This is a genomic window from Duganella sp. sic0402, from assembly GCF_019219065.1.
GTDB lineage: Bacteria > Pseudomonadota > Gammaproteobacteria > Burkholderiales > Burkholderiaceae_D > Rugamonas.
The window spans coordinates 115,538-129,638 of the sequence record NZ_JAHUWK010000014.1 but is presented as its reverse complement, the minus strand read 5'-3'; the positions used below and the strand labels follow the sequence as shown (position 1 = coordinate 129,638).

The window sequence follows — 14,101 nt, the reverse complement described above, 5'->3', positions numbered from 1 at the left end:
GTCAAAGCTTGATGACCATAGTAAGTCGGTCCCACCCCTTCCCATCCCGAACAGGACCGTGAAACGACTCTACGCCGATGATAGTGCTGCAACCAGTGTGAAAGTAGGTTATCGTCAAGCTAGTTATTTAGAAAAGGCCCGCCAGGTTATCTGAGCGGGCCTTTTTGCGTTTACACCGCATCCGGCTGTATGATGGGTGATCGCCTGATGGCGGCTCTGTTCAACCTACTAAAGGTGCGATCCATGTCTGAAGCAACGAAATTTCGTCTGGTAACCCGTAGTGATTTTGACGGCCTGGTGTGCGCGGTGTTGCTTAAGCACCTCAATATGATCGATGAGATCCTGTTCGTACACCCGAAGGATATGCAGGACGGGAAGATCACGATCACTGATCGTGACATCACCACCAATCTGCCGTATGTGGCCGGCGCGCATCTGGCGTTTGACCACCATTTGTCGGAAACCATCCGCAATACCGGCGAGCGCAAGAACCATGTGATCCATCCGGAAGCGCCATCCGCCGCGCGCGTGGTGTATGACTATTACGGCGGCCTGAAGGCTTTCCCGGCCGCGTGGGACGATATGATGGCGGCGGTCGACAAAGGCGACGCTGCGCGCTTCAATGAGCAGGAAGTGCTGAATCCTGAAGGCTGGGACCTGCTGAACTTCCTGATGGATGCGCGTACCGGCCTGGGCCGCTTCCGCGAGTTCCGCATCTCGAACTACAACCTGATGATGGACCTGATCGACTACTGCAAGGACCACACGATCGAACAGATCATGGAATTGCCCGACGTGAAGGAACGCAAGGAGCTGTACTTCGAGCACGCCGAGAAGTGCAAGGAGCAGATCCGCCGCTGCGCCAGCGTGCATAAAAACCTGCTGGTGCTGGATTTGCGCGATGAGGAGATTATCTTTGCGGGCAACCGCTTCATCGTCTACGCGCTATTCCCGCAGACGAATATCTCGATCCACGTGCTGTGGGGGCTGAAGAACCAGAACACCGTATTCGCCACCGGTAAATCGATCCTGAACCGTAGCTCGAAGACCAATATCGGCGCGCTGATGCTGGAGTATGCTGGCGGCGGGCACGAGAATGCCGGCACTTGCCAGGTGGATAACGAGCGTGCCGAGGAGGTATTGGGGGCGCTGATCCACCGCATCAATGCGGATGGCTGATAAAAAAAAGCGCCCTTGGGCGCTTTTTTAAACTCAGAACTCTTTTTCAGGCATTGCGATCTGGTTATCGGTGCTGAACTGGTAGTCCTTGAATACGTGCTCCGCACTGAGGACCTGGTACTCGCCATCCGGCTTCTTGAACGAGGTGTCTTTCAGCTTGTAGGTGTAGTGGCCGCAAGTCCAGCAGTTGAAGTTGCGCATGTGGGTACACAGGCAGGTCTTGTCCATCACCACCACGTTCTTCTGTTCCGGATGCGCTTCGACTTCGCGGTTGTACGAGTTGATGTAAGCGCAGTTGCCGCTGGCGTCCAGCAGGTAGCCATACGACTCGCAACCCGGACGGATGCCGGAGCCGATCGCCGGGGTGTTCTTCAGCATGCGCATCGGATAGCCGGTCGGCGACACGCCGTTGACGATCACGTCTTCTTCCGAAGCCTTGAAGTATTCCTGCTTGACCTTGTCCGGCAGGCCGCATTCCTTGGTGACGGTGAAGCGGGTTGCCACCTGCACGCCCGCCGCGCCGGCTTCCAGGAAGCTGACCGCGTCGGAACCGGTGAAGATGCCGCCGGCGGCGATCAGCGGAATGTCCAGATTCTCTTGCTTGAAGTAAGCCAGCAACTCCTTGGTGATGGTCATCAGGTCGTAGTCTTTCCAGTCCTCCAGGCCAAAGCCGAGGTGGCCGCCGGCCAGCGGGCCTTCGACGATGACGAAGTCCGGCAGACGGTTCAGCTTGGCATTCTTGCGCAGGAAGATCTGCAGCGCGCGCACCGACGAGACGATGATGCCGAGCTTGGCTTCACGGAAGCGCGGGTGATCGGCCATCAGCGCAAACGAACCGAAGTGCAGGCCGGCCGACAGCGTGATACCGTCGATGCCGGCGTCCAGCGCCGCGTTCAGGCGGGTGCGCAGGGTTTCGCGCGGACCGTTCATGGTCAGCTTTTCCATGCAGTTGACGAAGATCAGGCCGGGACCCTGCTTGGCCTTCATGGTGGCGCCGATGTGCAGGCGCTGCGCTTCCGCCAGGCGCTCCAGGTCGAACTGGACAATCGACTTGTCCATATTGTTGATGTTGTGCTTGTACAGCTTGGTCTTGTCCTTGACGAAGCTGGTATCGAACTTGCGGTCCGAGACGTCTTCCACCATCGCATCGGAGATGTGGCCGATACCGCCCAGGCGGGCTGCTTCCAGCGCCAGTTCAGAGGTCGAGATATCGACACCCATTCCGCCGATCATGATGGGCACATATTCTTCATTGCCAAATCGCAGGCGGAAATCATCAACACGTTTCATTGCTATCCTTAGACTACCGAGGTTAATTGCGGTCGCGCGGCAGTACGCATAATCGGAGCACCGATTTATTCTACTCCATGTGTACTACAGCTAGATGACGGCGCGGTTGCAGCGGGGCAGGCCGCGCGCGGGCTGCGGACGAGTATCAGTCGCGGAAGTTGTTGAATTCCAGCGGCAGGTCGGTAGCGTCCTTGCGCAGCAGCGCCATGGCCGCTTGCAGGTCGTCGCGCTTGGCGCCGGTGACGCGCACGGATTCGCCCTGGATCGACGCTTGCACCTTCATCTTGCTGTCCTTGATGATGCGGACGATTTTCTTGGCGTCGTCAGCCTCGATGCCGTTTTTGACCTTGATGACCTGGCGTACTTTGTCGCCGCCGATTTTCTTGATTTCGCCATCTTCCAGGAAGCGCACGTCAACCTTGCGTTTGCCCAGCTTGCCGATCAGGACGTCGCGTACCTGCTGCAACTGGAAATCGGAATCGCCGGTGATGGTCAGCTCACGTTCCTTCTGTTCGACGGCGGCGCCGGTTCCCTTGAAGTCAAAGCGCGTGCCGATCTCTTTTTGAGATTGCTCGACAGCATTCTTCACTTCGATCATATCGGCTTCCAAAACTACATCAAACGACGGCATAACTATTTCCTTTTTCGTGTGGCATGCGGCGACCAGAATCTCGCTGCATCAAAGACTGCCATTTTAACGGACAACCTGCGATTCGCCGCCATATCGACGCTGGTTTTTTGCCTGTTTGGCTCTATAATCGATCAAATTTATTGTTTATTTCCCTCATGTCATCCCCGATTCCTGTCCTACATCAATTTTCGCTCCAGGCACTCAATACTTTCGGCATAGCCGCGACCGCGCGCACGTATCTGCGCGTGACAAAAAAAGAGCAACTGCTCGGCGTTTATGCTGATGGCAATTGGGCTACTTTGCCGAAGCTGGTTTTGGGCGGCGGCAGCAATGTGCTGTTAACTGGCGATTTTGATGGCCTGGTCTTGCACATCGGACTGGAAGGAAAAGAGCTGGTCGGCGCTAATGAACAGCATCAATTTGTGCGCGCTGCGGCGGGTGAAAACTGGCACGCGTTCGTCCAGTGGACCGTCGATCAGGGACTCGGCGGACTGGAAAATTTATCGCTGATACCGGGCACGGTGGGCGCCGCGCCGATCCAGAATATCGGCGCCTACGGACTGGAAATCAAGGACGTGTTTCACAGCGTGACGGTGTTCGACCCCGCCACAGGCGAGACGCGCGTAATGGATGGCGCTGCGTGCCGCTTCGCTTATCGCGACAGCGTGTTCAAGCACGAAGGCCGTGACCTGATCATCCTGGATGTGACCTTCGCCTTGCCCAAACTGTGGCAACCAAACCTGCGCTATGCCGAACTGGCGGCGGAACCCGGCATGCCGGCCAAGCCAACGCCGCGCCAGGTGGCCGATGCGGTGATCGCCATCCGCCGCCGCAAGCTGCCCGATCCGGCGGTGATCGGCAACGCCGGCAGCTTCTTCAAGAATCCATTGGTATCAGGCGCGCAATGCGCGGCGCTGCTGGAGCGCTTTCCGAATCTGGTGCATCACGCGCAGCCGGATGGCAGCGAGAAGCTGGCTGCCGGCTGGCTGATCGATCAATGCGGCTGGAAGGGCAAGAGCCTGGGCGCGGCTGGCGTGTATCCGAAACAGGCGCTGGTACTGGTCAACAATGGTGGCGCCACCGGCGCTGACGTGGTGGCGCTGGCCAAGGCAATTCAGGCCGACGTGCAGGCGCGCTATGGCGTGCTGCTGGAACCCGAGCCGGTATTCATTTAAGGACGGGCGGCCTGCACCAGTTCAATCGCGGTGCGGGCGTCTTCCGGATAGAGTGAGCTGCCGGTGTGGCAGGCGTTGCGCAGTGCGCCGTCGCTGATGCCGGGCAGCGGTTCACCGGTCACCGACAGGCTGATACGATGCAGCTGACTGGTGACGATGGAACGGCGCGACGCCATGTTCAGGATTACGCCAAATTCATCGTGGCCGATGCGCGCCACCAGGTCGCCCGGACGGCATTCGCGTTCAATGCGGCGCGAGATGTCGGCCAGCGCCTCCGGCAGGTTTGCGATGCCGTTGATGCGCACCACCGCCACGCCCAGTTGCCCGTTACCGCCTTGCGCCGCCAGCCTGGCTTGCAGCTGCTCATAGAAGAAGGAGCGGTTGGCGGTGCCGCTGGCCTCGTCCAGCGTGAGGCGCTGGCGCAGCACATTCGGGCCTTCCTGGGTGGCGCGCTGCATCAGCATGGCGGTCATATTGGCCAGCAGCTGCGCGATTTCCGCTTCGCTCTCGTTGAATGCGCGCGGTTCTTTCCATATCAGCTTCATCACGGCGATCGCTTCGCCGCTGGCGATCAGCGGCACGATCACCATCGCCCGCAAACCAACCTTGCGGCAGGCGTCGCGGTTGACGCGGTCATCGATTTCACTGTCGCCGCACAGCGCTGCGGCGCGGCTGGTCAGCACGTGGCCGGACAGGCTGTTAGCCACCGGCATGCGCAAGCCCAGTTGCGCTTCGGCGATGCCGCTGGCGGAACGGTAGACGATGGCGTCGTCTTCCAGCAGTTCGACCACGGCGCCGTCGGCGCCGGTCAGCGCCACCGCTTTGGCGGAAGCGGCGTCCATCACCGCGCTCAGGTCATTGCCGAGTCCTACCAGGTGGACCTGCGCTTCGATGATGGCGAGTAGCTTGTGGGATGGTATGTTCATAGTCGTAAAAAAAGCAGACACATAGTCTGCTTTTGAGTTTAGCCGAAGTGGCAAACGTAATCGAGGGTTTCCACCGTTTCGATGTCGAACTTGCTGTTGCCGGCTACTTTGAATTCCTGGCCTGCGCCATAGGTCTGCCATTCGCTGGCGCCGTCCAGGCGCACCTTGCACACGCCGCCGACGATTTCCATGATTTCCGGCGCGCCGGTGTTGAAGGTCAGGCTGGAAGGGAAGATGACGCCGACGGATTTCTTGCTGCCATCCGCCAGGGTGATGGTGTGCGACACGCATTTGCCGTCAAAGTAGATATTGGATTTTTTGACGACGCTGACTTGATCGATTTGAGCACTCATGCTGCTGGATTTCCTTGGTTCGATAGGGGAAGGCCGGGCGCCTCGTCCGCGCTCGCTACGCGATTGCGGCCACCGCGCTTGGCGGCGTACAGGGCCCGGTCGGCTTGCTGGATCAGCTCTTCGACGCTGGATGCGAGCGACGGCACCACGCTAGCCACGCCGATCGACATGGTCACGCTTGATAGTTCGGTGGTCGCCTGCGGATTTTCAATCGCGAGCTGCTCCAGGTGGCGGCGGCATGACTCGGCCACGATCATGGCTCCAGTCAGCGGTGTCTCCGGCAGGATAATGGCGAATTCCTCGCCGCCGTAGCGCGCGGCCAGGTCGGCCGGGCGCTTGAGGTGTTCAGTCAGGACAGCCGCCACCTTCTTCAGGCACAAGTCGCCGGCGAGGTGGCCGAAGCTGTCGTTATACAGTTTGAAGAAGTCGACGTCGCACATCAGCAGCGTCAGCGGCTTCTTGTCGCGCTGGCCGCGCTGCCACTCGATGCGCATGGTGTCGTCGAAGCGGCGGCGGTTGGCGATGCCGGTCAGGCCGTCCAGCGCCGCCAGCTTTTGCAATTCGATGTTGGCGTCGGCCAGCTGTTTCTGGCTCTCGCGCAGGAAGCGGAAGGCCTGGTCGCGCTGCAAGCGGCTGATGTGGGCACCGGAGTGGTAGCGCACGCGCGCCAGCAGCTCCAGCTTGTCCGGCAGCTTGACCATGTAATCGTTGGCACCGGTGGCGAAGCTGTGCGCCTTGAGTTTAGGATCTTCCTTGGCCGACAGCACGATCACCGGCACATGGCGCAAGCCTTCTTCGGCGCGGTACTGGGCGATCTGGCCGAAGCCGTCGATGGTCGGCATCACCAGGTCCTGCAGGATCACCGTCGGCTGCAATTGCAGTGCCGTCTCAAGCGACTTGGTGGCGTCGGTCACGTAATGGAATTCGATATCCGGCTGGTCGCTCAGCATGCGGCGCACCGCTTCGACGATGATCAGCTGGTCGTCGACCAGCAGCACGCGCACTTTAAATGTGGGGAGGACCGGTTCTTGATCTGCTGCGTTGACTAATGCTTCGGACATCGGATTCTCTTTAGTGTTATTGGCTACGGCCACCAAGGGTGCTGCGCAAGACTGGCCCGATCTTCGCCAGCGGTAAAATCATCTGCGCCGCGTCCAGCTCGGCCGCCGCGCGCGGCATGCCGTACACGGCGCTGCTGGCCTGGTCCTGGGCGATGGTGGTGTGGCCGGCCTTGCGCATCGCCAGCAGTCCCTCGGCGCCATCGCGGCCCATGCCGGTCAACAGCACGCCGGTGGCATCGCTTTTCCAGTGCTGTGCCACGCAGTGAAAGAATACGTCCACCGACGGCCGGTAAGCATAGTCCTTTGGGTGGATATCGTAACGCAAGCGAAGGTTTTGATCCAGCGTCAGGTGATCGTTGCTCTTGGCGATCAGCACCGTGCCTGCCACCAGTTCGTCGCCTTCCTCGGCGGCGCGCACCGGCATGTCCAGCTGTTCGCCCAGCCAGCGGGCGAAGTTGTCGGCGAAGTGCTGGTCGATGTGCTGCACCACCACGATGGCGCAGCCGCGCGGCGCCTTCCAGCCGGCCAGCAGCTTGGAGACGGCCACCGGGCCGCCGGTCGAGGCGCCGATTGCCAGCAGTGTCGTGACTTTTTCGGTTTCCACCTGCGGCGCCGTGCTGCTGCTGCCATTGGCCGCGCTGCGCGGCAGCAGGGCCTGGTTGCCGCCGCTGTGGCGTATCAGCTTGTCCATGGTGCGGATCTTGGCCAGCAGCTCGGCGTCGCCGCCCGGCTGGCCTTGCAGCACCGGCGTCGCGGTCACGTCCAGCGCGCCGGCGCCCAGCGCGCGGAATACCTGGTTGACGTTGTCCTGCGGGCGGCCGGTGACCACCAGGATGGCGCACGGGCTTTGTTCCATGATTTGCCGGGTGGCTTCAACGCCATCCAGCTCCGGCATGTTCAGGTCCATCAGGATCAGGTCGGGGCGGTTGTCGGCGCACATGCGCACCGCCTCGGCGCCAGTGCGGGCGATCCACAGCACCTGGTGTTCGGCGGTGCTGGCGACCACGCGCCGCAAGGCTTCGGCTGCCATGGCGACATCGTTGGCGATGGCGATCTTCATCTACGGGCGTCCCCAATCAAATCACTGACTGCGTCGAGCAGCGTCTCGTCGTGGAAGCTGCCTTTGGTCAGATAGTAGTCGGCGCCTGCCGACAGGCCGCGGGCGCGGTCTTCGGGGCGATCTTTGTAAGAGACTATCATGACTGGAAGCTTGTGAAGATGTATATCTTTCTTGATCAAGGTTACTAATTCGATGCCGTCCATGCGCGGCATATCGACGTCGGTGATCACCAGGTCGTAGTCGCCGCTGCGCACCACATTCCAGCCGTCGATACCGTCGATGGCGATGTCCACCAGGAAGCCCCGGCTCAGCAGCAGCTTGCGTTCCATTTCGCGCACCGTCAGCGAATCATCAACCACCAGGATGCGCTTGGTCTTGCGCCGTTCGGCGGCGTCGGACTTGGCCAGCTGGTGCAGGCCGCCTTCGTGCAGCAGCTTGTCGATCGATAGCAGCAGGTCGGGCACGTCGAGGATCAGCACCGGCTCGCCGTTATCCAGCAGGGCGGCCGAGGAGATATCGCGCATCTTGCCGAAGATCGGATCGATGGCCTGTACCGCCAGGCTTTGCTCGCCGCGTATCGCGTCCACCACCAGCGCATAGCGGCGCGCGCCGGCGCCGATCACCACCACCGACAGCTCGGTGCCTTCGGCATTGGTGTCGCCCAGTTCCAGCACCTGCGAGGCCGAGACCAGGCCCAGATGCTCACCGCCAAAGTCGAAGAACTGCTTGTTTTCCAGCGTGTGGATGGCGCTTTGCGGCACTTTCAGCACGCGTTCCACCTGCACGATCGGCACGGCATAGGCTTCGCCCTTGACGTCCACCACCAGCGCGCGCACGATCGATTGCGTCAGCGGCAGGGTGATGAAGGTGTGGAAGCCGACACCCAGTTCGGACTCGATGCGCACCGTGCCGTTCTGCGAGCGGATGGTTTCGTGGACGATGTCGAGGCCGACGCCACGGCCGGAAATCTCGGTGATTTGTTCTTTGAGGCTGAACGCCGGCAGGAACAGGAATTCCATCAGTTCCGCTGGCGACATCGAAGCCGCCATCTGCGCCGGCGCCATTTTGCGCTCGATCACGCGGGCGCGGATTTTCTCCTGGTTGACGCCTTTGCCGTCGTCGCGGATTTCAATGCTCAGCATGCCTGCACGGTGCTTGGCTTCGAGGACGATGGTGCCGGTCCCCGGCTTGCCAGCGGCGATGCGCTCGGCCGCGCTGTCCATGCCGTGGTCGATGGCGTTGCGCAGCATGTGGTTGAGCGGGCTTTCGATCTTGGCCAGGATGTCGCGGTCGACCAGCGTGTCTTCGCCGATGATCTGCAACTGCACATCCTTGCCCAGGCTGCGCGACAGGTCGCGGACCATGCGCGGGAAGTGCTGCACACCATCGCGGAAAGGACGCATGCGCATGGTCAGCACCTCGTCCACCATGCTTTGCGAGACGCCCAGCAGGCGTCGTTCGTAGGCTTCGATGTCGGCGATGTGCTCCAGCACGAACTGTTTTAGCGGATGGGTCTTTTGCAGCGCCAGCAGCGACTTTTCTTTCAGGCCCGCGTCGCTGCTGTTGGAGATGGCTTCGTGCAGTTGCTCAATCAGCGAGAACAAGCTGCTCTGGTTGCGCTTGAAGCGTTGCAGGTTCTGCACGAAAGGGTGCATCTGGTGGGCATTGATGCGCGACTCGCTGGCCAGCGACAGTAGCTTGTCGAAGTTTTGCGCATGCTTCATTGGTGCCGGTGCACGGCGTTCCTGGGCGTCTTCGACGGCTGGCGGCGCAGTCGTGGGAGCGGTGGCTGCGGGCTGGGCAACGAACGGTGCGGGTGGCGGTGGCGCCAGCTCAATCGGCTCCGGCAGGAAGGCGATGGTGGAGATCGAATCCATGGTGCGCTTGATCTGATCGCCGTTGGCGGCCAGCCAGCTGGCCACTTCGCTGTCCTGCAAGCGTGACAGTTGCAGGATCAGGTCCACCCCGGCCAGCAGCACATCGACGCGGTTCGGCGTCAGCGCCAGCTTGCCATTCTGTGCGGCAATGAAGGCGTCTTCCATGCCATGCGCCAGCTGCACCACTACTTCCAGGCCGACGATGGCGGCCGCGCCTTTGATCGAGTGCGCGGCGCGCATCATCGACTCCACCGCGCTGGCGTCATCCTTGAGGCGCTCCATGGCCAGCAGGCCGTCGGTGAGGATCTGCGTCTGGCTGTCGGCCTCCATGCGGAACAGGTCCAGCATGGAGAACTGGCTCAGGTCTCCGTTGTTATCCACGCTCATCGTAAGGTTCTCGCGAGTTGGTAGCCGATCAGCGCCTCATCCAGCACGCCGATGCGCATGTCGTCATGCGTGATGACGCCAGTGAGGAAGCGGGACAAGCCCTTGTTGATAGTGGCGGCCGGCGCCTGCACCTTGCCGCTGGCGTAGCGCAGGATGCCGTGCAGGTCGGCCACCGGCAGCGCGTAAGCCTGGTCCTCCCATTGCGCCAGCAGCAGGCGCGCGAAGGTGTGGCGGTCGGTGGCGGCTTCGCCTTCGCTGTCGTCAATATCCAGCAGGTTCGCCAGCGACATGCAGGGATACAGCGTGCCGCCAACATTGACGATGCCGCTCAGGCCGCGCGAGGCGCGGTGCGGCAGCCGGTGCGGCGTGGCGATCGGCGCCACCGAGACAAACATGCGGGTCGGCAGCGATAGCCATTCGCGGCCGATGCGGAACACCAGGCAGGATGCGTCCTGCTGCTCGGCGCCGGCGGCGGCCTGGCGGAAGTGCGCTGCCCATTCTTTTTTGTAGTCGTCGCCGACTGGCCGTTGCAGGTTGCGTTGCGCGATCTCGGCGATAGGGGTAGTGTCGGTCATGGATGCTCGCCTTTAGGATGCCTGCTGGCGTTTGTAGATGCGCGCGGCGCGCGCCTTGAGCGCGGCGGCGCCGGTGGCGTCGTCATTGGCTTCGGCCAGCAGCGCCAGGTGGCACAGTGCTTCGTAGTGATCGGGCTGCAGGTAGATGCAGCGCTTCCAGTAGTCTTCCGCCATTTTCGGCTTGTTGGTCAGCTCATTCAGCAGGCCGAGGATGAAATACGCTTCGGCCGATTCCGGATGCTGGGCCAGGTGATCGCGGCAGTGCTTCTCGGCGGCCTTGATGTCGCCCAGATCGGCCAGCCGGCGCGCTTCGGCCAGCAGGTTGGCGGCGACGGCGGGCGGCGACACGGCTGCTGATGCCGAGAGTGGCGAGGGGGCACCGGTGGCGCGGCGCGCGGCGACGGGTGGCGGCGGTTTGGCCGCGACGCGTGGCGCATGCGCCGGCTTGGGCGGCAGCTTGAGTGCAGGCGGCACCGGCTTGAGCTTTTGCGCCGCCACGGCATCGTCTTTCAACAGCCCGAAAGCCTGGTTGAACGACAGTGGCGTAAAGCCGTGCTGGCAGAACGACGGCACTTCGGCGTAGCCGGCAAACAGCTGGCCATCGTCGGCCAGCAGCGCGCGCAGCTTGGCGATGGCGGCCTTGGTGGTTGGCTTGTCGAAGTAGATCAGCAGGTTGCGGCAGAAGATCACGTCGTAGTGGCCAGCGCGCGCGGTCAGGTCGAACTCCAGCAGATTGCCCTGCTTGAAGCGCACCTGCTGGCGGATCTCGTCGTTGATGCGGTAATCGCCGTCGCCGGCGCTGGTGAAATGCAGGTCGCGGAAGGCCAGGTCTTGGGCGCGGAAGGCGTTGCGGCCATAAATGCCGCTCTTGGCGCGCGCCACGCAGCTCGGGCTGATATCGAAGGCGTCGACCATGAAGTTCGCCGGCGGGATGCCGGCGTCGGTCAGCACCATGGCGATGGTGTACGGTTCCTCGCCGCCGGCGCAGGGGATCGACAGGATGCGCATCAGCCGCTCGCCATTGGCGGCCAGCCGCACGCGCAGCAACTCGGCCATTGCCGCAAACGCCTGCGCATCGCGGTAGAACCAGGACTCCGGCACCACCACCAGTTCCACCAGCGCGGTCATTTCTTCCGGCGTCATCTGCTTCAGGTAGGCTTCGGCGCTGCTGACGGCGGTTTGCGCCATGCGGTTCTTGATGGCGCGGTCCACGATAGCTTTGGACAGATTCAGGCCCGTGGCCTCGCGCAACAAAGACTGGGCGGGCGTCATGCGGCGGCCTCGCCATGCTGGAACAGCAGCGCGCGCAGCCCGGCCGGCAGCAGCTGTTCCAGTTCTACCAGTTGCAGCATGCCTTGCGCATCGCTGGCAACCTGGCCGAGGAAGGGGGCGGCCTGCACGCCGCCGTCGGCCAATTGGCTGTCACGCACGTCTTGCACGCCCAGCACCCGCTCCGCGCGCAAGCCCAGCTGGTGGTGCGCGCCTTGCGGCGTGACATAGTCGGCGACGATGATGCGGGTGTTGTAGTGTTCCTGCGCGCTGGGCAGGCCGGCGGCGCGGCACAGGTCAATCACCGGCACCGACACGCCGTGCAGGTCCATCAGGCCCGCCACGCTATCCGGCGCCAGCGGCAGCTGCTTGAGTTCCATCAGCGGCAGCACGCGCACCACATCGCGCAGGCGCAGGCCGTAACGGTCGGCACCGATGTGGAAGACAAGAAGTTTCATCGTCTCTGCTCCGGCGGCGCTTACACCGCCACCGCGAAGTTGGCGACGCTGGTCTGCAAATCGCCAGCCGCGTATTGCAGCTGGTGCACCGCTTCGCTGGTCGCCTTCAACGACTCGACTGTCTGCTGGGTGGCGTCGTTCAGCTGCATCATGGTGGCGGTGATCTGCTCGGCGCCTACTGCCTGCGACTGCATCCCTTGCAGCACCACGTCGAACTGCGGCGCCAGTTTCTGCACCTGGTCCATCACGCCTGACAACTGGTCGGTGACCTGGCGTACTTCGCCCACGCTGCGGCGTATCTCTTCGGAGAATTTGTCCATGCCCATCACGCTGGCCGATACCGCCGACTGCATCTCCTTCAGCATCTGTTCGATGTCCCAGGTGGATACCGAGGTCTGGTCGGCCAGGCGGCGGATTTCGGTGGCCACCACCGAGAAGCCGCGGCCCGCTTCGCCGGCTTTCTCGGCTTCGATGGCGGCGTTCAGCGACAGGATGTTGGTCTGGTCGGCCACCTTGGTGATGGTGATCAGCACGCTGTTGATGTTCGACGCCTTCTCCGACAGCGCCGCCAGCTTGGCGTTGATCGAATCGGTTGCCGCGACCATGTGCTGCATGGTGCCGTCCATGCGGCGCAGATTGTTCTGTGCGTCGGCGGTGGCGCTGGTGGTGTAGTCGGCCACCGAGGTGGCTTCTTCCATGGTCTTCAGCAGCTGCGAGGTGTTGGCCGAGATTTCCTTGGTGGTGCTGAGGATCTCGATGCTGGTCTGCGCCTGCTCGATGCCGGTGGCTTCCTGCTGCTTGGCCGAGGCGGCGATTTCGGTGGCCGAGGTAGTGACCTGGATGCCGGCCTTCTGCACATTGTTCAGCAGCCCGCGCAGATTGTCGAACATGCGGTCCAGGCCTTGCGCCAGCTTGCCGATGGCGTCGTCGCCTTGTACCTCGATCTTGCCGGTCAGGTCGCCCGAAGCCGCTTTCGAGACCACGCCCAGCAGCGAATCGACCTTGGCGCGCAGCAGGTTGGTGGCGGCCAGCTCATTGGCCTGGCTGTCCTGGATGGACTGCGCCATGCGGTTGAATTCCTTGCTGACGTCGCCCAGTTCATCGCCCGACAGCACGTCGGCGCGCGCCGATTTGTCGCCAGCGGCGATGCGGCCAACGGCCTGGGTCAGATTGTTCAATGGCGCCAGCAGCGCGCGCACCAGCAGCCAGGCGATGCCCAGCGACAGCACCACGCACACCAGGCCACCGCCGGACAGGATCATGCGCATGCTTTCCTGCAGCCGTTCCGACGCGGTGGAGCGCTCGACCAGCAAGCGTTTTTCTTCAGCTGCGGCGTCGTTCATGTACTTGTAAATCTCGCCGATGGCGGAGTTGTTGGTGCTGGCCAGTTGCGGCGTGCGGCCCATGGCATCGGCGGCGCCGGGCTTGTCGCCCAGTTCCTGGCGCATCTTGATCTGCGATTCAATCACTTCAAGGCTCCACACCTTGATCATGTCTTCCAGTTTCTTGAAGCGCGTTACCTGCGCCGGATTGTCGGCGGTGAGTTTTTGCAGTTCGGCGATGGAAGCCGGCAGATCGTTGCGTTCTTTGTAGGTGCGCTCCAGGCGCTGCTGCGAACCGGTCAGATAGTAACCGCGCGCTTCCACCTGGACTTGCAGCAGGTCGTTGCGCAGCACGTCGATGGCCTGGATCACGTCCATGGTGTGGCGATCCCAGGCATTCGCTTCCGACAGGCTGCTGAAGCGGTTGTAGGCGATCGACAGCAACACCAGGATGATGGCCAGGATGGCGCTGAAACCGAGGTACAGCTTGTTCTTGATGCTCAAGTCTTTAAACATTTTCTCTCCAGGGCTGGCGGGT

General features: G+C 62.1%; 13 protein-coding genes and 1 rRNA gene. 3 read left to right on the top strand and 11 right to left on the bottom strand.

Features of this window, described 5'->3' with window-relative positions:
• The first annotated feature begins 7 nt into the window (after nucleotides 1-7).
• Together rrf and KW842_RS25065 are read left to right on the top strand one after the other, a co-directional pair.
• Nucleotides 8-120, top strand: a 5S ribosomal RNA gene (gene rrf, locus KW842_RS25070).
• A 123-nt stretch (nucleotides 121-243) separates the two neighbouring features.
• Nucleotides 244-1,179 carry an exopolyphosphatase gene (locus KW842_RS25065; RefSeq protein WP_218306840.1) on the top strand — a complete coding sequence of 312 codons (936 nt, stop codon included), beginning with the start codon at nucleotides 244-246 and terminating at the stop codon, nucleotides 1,177-1,179.
• Between the two features lie 33 nt (nucleotides 1,180-1,212).
• On the opposite strand, the gene KW842_RS25060 is transcribed toward KW842_RS25065, so the two are convergent.
• Both KW842_RS25060 and KW842_RS25055 read right to left on the bottom strand, forming a co-directional pair.
• Complete coding sequence (locus tag KW842_RS25060; protein WP_218306839.1) at nucleotides 1,213-2,469, bottom strand: nitronate monooxygenase; 1,257 nt, start codon at nucleotides 2,467-2,469, stop codon at nucleotides 1,213-1,215.
• A 145-nt stretch (nucleotides 2,470-2,614) separates the two neighbouring features.
• Nucleotides 2,615-3,100, bottom strand: coding sequence for a YajQ family cyclic di-GMP-binding protein (locus KW842_RS25055; RefSeq protein ID WP_218306838.1), 486 nt, complete (start codon nucleotides 3,098-3,100; stop codon nucleotides 2,615-2,617).
• A gap of 155 nt (nucleotides 3,101-3,255) precedes the next feature.
• Here KW842_RS25055 and murB point away from each other — a divergent pair, with 155 nt between their 5' ends.
• Complete coding sequence (gene murB / locus KW842_RS25050; protein ID WP_218306837.1) at nucleotides 3,256-4,275, top strand: UDP-N-acetylmuramate dehydrogenase; 1,020 nt, start codon at nucleotides 3,256-3,258, stop codon at nucleotides 4,273-4,275.
• Here the strand turns inward: murB and KW842_RS25045 are convergent.
• Genes KW842_RS25045 through KW842_RS25005 form a run of 9 tightly spaced genes read right to left on the bottom strand, consistent with a single transcriptional unit; the run spans nucleotide 4,272 to nucleotide 14,079 of the window.
• Nucleotides 4,272-5,201, bottom strand: coding sequence for a GAF domain-containing protein (locus tag KW842_RS25045; RefSeq protein WP_218306836.1), 930 nt, complete (start codon nucleotides 5,199-5,201; stop codon nucleotides 4,272-4,274). The genes murB and KW842_RS25045 overlap by 4 nt on opposite strands.
• Before the next feature lie 38 nt (nucleotides 5,202-5,239).
• On the bottom strand, nucleotides 5,240-5,554 hold the full coding sequence (locus KW842_RS25040) for a pyrimidine/purine nucleoside phosphorylase (RefSeq protein WP_218306835.1): 315 nt from the start codon (nucleotides 5,552-5,554) through the stop codon (nucleotides 5,240-5,242).
• A complete protein-coding gene (locus KW842_RS25035) occupies nucleotides 5,551-6,615 on the bottom strand; it encodes a diguanylate cyclase (RefSeq protein ID WP_218306834.1) in 1,065 nt (354 codons plus the stop codon). Before KW842_RS25035 ends, KW842_RS25040 begins: the two co-directional genes overlap by 4 nt.
• A gap of 16 nt (nucleotides 6,616-6,631) precedes the next feature.
• Entirely contained in the window at nucleotides 6,632-7,675 is a 1,044-nt protein-coding gene (gene cheB / locus KW842_RS25030; protein WP_218306833.1) for a chemotaxis-specific protein-glutamate methyltransferase CheB, read from the bottom strand.
• The gene (locus KW842_RS25025; protein WP_218306832.1) at nucleotides 7,672-9,939 is read right to left on the bottom strand and encodes a hybrid sensor histidine kinase/response regulator; all 2,268 of its coding nucleotides are present in this window, start codon (nucleotides 9,937-9,939) and stop codon (nucleotides 7,672-7,674) included. Before KW842_RS25025 ends, cheB begins: the two co-directional genes overlap by 4 nt.
• Nucleotides 9,936-10,514, bottom strand: a complete 579-nt coding sequence (locus KW842_RS25020; protein WP_218306831.1) for a chemotaxis protein CheW — start codon at nucleotides 10,512-10,514, stop codon at nucleotides 9,936-9,938. Before KW842_RS25020 ends, KW842_RS25025 begins: the two co-directional genes overlap by 4 nt.
• A 12-nt stretch (nucleotides 10,515-10,526) precedes the next feature.
• A complete protein-coding gene (locus tag KW842_RS25015; protein WP_218306830.1) occupies nucleotides 10,527-11,786 on the bottom strand; it encodes a protein-glutamate O-methyltransferase CheR in 1,260 nt (419 codons plus the stop codon).
• Nucleotides 11,783-12,241, bottom strand: coding sequence for a chemotaxis protein CheW (locus tag KW842_RS25010; RefSeq protein WP_218306829.1), 459 nt, complete (start codon nucleotides 12,239-12,241; stop codon nucleotides 11,783-11,785). Before KW842_RS25010 ends, KW842_RS25015 begins: the two co-directional genes overlap by 4 nt.
• Before the next feature lie 20 nt (nucleotides 12,242-12,261).
• The gene (locus KW842_RS25005; protein WP_218306828.1) at nucleotides 12,262-14,079 is read right to left on the bottom strand and encodes a methyl-accepting chemotaxis protein; all 1,818 of its coding nucleotides are present in this window, start codon (nucleotides 14,077-14,079) and stop codon (nucleotides 12,262-12,264) included.
• Nucleotides 14,080-14,101 lie beyond the last annotated feature (22 nt).

Bases quoted from the DNA above. Each gene is read 5' to 3' on its own strand.
- KW842_RS25005 (WP_218306828.1), bottom strand. From the start codon at position 14,079: ATGTTTAAAGACTTGAGCATCAAGAACAAGCTGTACCTCGGTTTCAGC.
- KW842_RS25040 (WP_218306835.1), bottom strand. From the start codon at position 5,554: ATGAGTGCTCAAATCGATCAAGTCAGCGTCGTCAAAAAATCCAATATC.
- KW842_RS25045 (WP_218306836.1), bottom strand. From the start codon at position 5,201: ATGAACATACCATCCCACAAGCTACTCGCCATCATCGAAGCGCAGGTC.
- KW842_RS25025 (WP_218306832.1), bottom strand. From the start codon at position 9,939: ATGAGCGTGGATAACAACGGAGACCTGAGCCAGTTCTCCATGCTGGAC.
- KW842_RS25015 (WP_218306830.1), bottom strand. From the start codon at position 11,786: ATGACGCCCGCCCAGTCTTTGTTGCGCGAGGCCACGGGCCTGAATCTG.
- KW842_RS25020 (WP_218306831.1), bottom strand. From the start codon at position 10,514: ATGACCGACACTACCCCTATCGCCGAGATCGCGCAACGCAACCTGCAA.
- KW842_RS25035 (WP_218306834.1), bottom strand. From the start codon at position 6,615: ATGTCCGAAGCATTAGTCAACGCAGCAGATCAAGAACCGGTCCTCCCC.
- KW842_RS25010 (WP_218306829.1), bottom strand. From the start codon at position 12,241: ATGAAACTTCTTGTCTTCCACATCGGTGCCGACCGTTACGGCCTGCGC.
- murB (WP_218306837.1), top strand. From the start codon at position 3,256: ATGTCATCCCCGATTCCTGTCCTACATCAATTTTCGCTCCAGGCACTC.
- cheB (WP_218306833.1), bottom strand. From the start codon at position 7,675: ATGAAGATCGCCATCGCCAACGATGTCGCCATGGCAGCCGAAGCCTTG.
- KW842_RS25055 (WP_218306838.1), bottom strand. From the start codon at position 3,100: ATGCCGTCGTTTGATGTAGTTTTGGAAGCCGATATGATCGAAGTGAAG.
- KW842_RS25065 (WP_218306840.1), top strand. From the start codon at position 244: ATGTCTGAAGCAACGAAATTTCGTCTGGTAACCCGTAGTGATTTTGAC.
- KW842_RS25060 (WP_218306839.1), bottom strand. From the start codon at position 2,469: ATGAAACGTGTTGATGATTTCCGCCTGCGATTTGGCAATGAAGAATAT.